The 1,311-nt window shown below is 44.2% G+C and carries 1 protein-coding gene; it reads left to right on the top strand.

From position 1 onward, the window contains the following. Nucleotides 1-1,311 (top strand): isopeptide-forming domain-containing fimbrial protein (locus tag JCM19034_RS20515; protein ID WP_156324098.1); only part of this gene is annotated, 1,311 nt, incomplete at both ends.

Here is a 1,311-nt window from a genome sequence, read left to right on the forward strand (position 1 = left end):
GGACTGGCGCACTATCACGTTCCATGCAGTGATTGAATCTGGCCAAGTAGGAAACGAAATTGAGAATGAGGCAACGATTGACGGTGATAACATCGAGGACCCAGAAAAGCCAAAACATAATATTACAGTTGATCCGAAAGATCCAGAAATAGAATCAGATAAGACGTATCAAATCAGTGAAAAAGGCGAAGGCAACACCGATGCGGAGAATCCCGAAGTGGGAGATACTCTTGTCTATACGATCAAGACTCGAAATACCATTGAGAACAGTTTGATTCAAAATCTAACGATTCGGGATACCATTCCGGACGGATTAGAGTATGTGGAAGGAAGCCTGACCGTTAATGGTGAATCCGTAACAGATGAAGAAGACGGTGATGCTGGTCAAGTGGTGGATGGAGAAATCCTTGCGAAATTCGGTGATGTCAAGGGTACTGAGTGGCACCAAATCACGTTTGAAGTGATCGTCGGTGAAGGACAAGCCGGAGAAGATATTGAAAACATCGCAACAGTCGATGGAGATAATATTGACCCTGATTACCCAAGTGAAGAAGTGCTTGTTTATCCTCGTAAAGCAAAACTAGATTCTGACAAAACAGCCGAGAACTTAGAAGAGGGCAAAGAAGAGTATCATGTTGGAGATACGGTCGTCTACACGATTACGGCTCGTAATATGGTAACGGACAGTATCGTTGAAAACTTCACAATTTCCGATAAGCTACCAGAAGGATTAAGCTTTGTGGAAGGAAGTCTAGAAGTGAGTGATGGTGGAACAGCCAAGTATGAAGATGGCAAAATTTTCGGAAGCTTTGGTGAAGTAACGGATACGGAATGGCGTACAGTTACGTTCCAAGCAGTCATCGAATCTGGTCAAGTAGGGAACGAGATTGAAAATGTGGCTACTATTAGTGGCGACAATATCGAGGATCCAGGAACTCCAGAACATAAAATCACAGTAGATCCAAAGGCACCGAAGCTAGAGTCAGAGAAAGTAGCGGAACTAGTTGAAAAAGCCGAAGGCAATACAGATACAGAAAACGCTGAAGCGGGAGATATGCTGCTGTATACGATTCAAACTCGAAATACAATTGAAGATAGCTTAGTGAAAAACTTAGTCATACGTGATGAATTACCAGAGGGCCTCGACTATGTGTTAGGTACCCTAGAGGTTGATGGACAAGCCGTCACAGATGAAGAGGATGACGATGCTGGACATTATGTGGACGGGGAAATCGTCGCACAGTTCGGTGAAGTTAGAGATACCGAATGGCATACAGTGACGTTCCAAGTGACCGTTGGTGAAGGTCAGGC

Source organism: Bacillus sp. JCM 19034 (assembly GCF_001310635.1).
Lineage (GTDB): Bacteria > Bacillota > Bacilli > Bacillales > Bacillaceae_D > Halalkalibacter.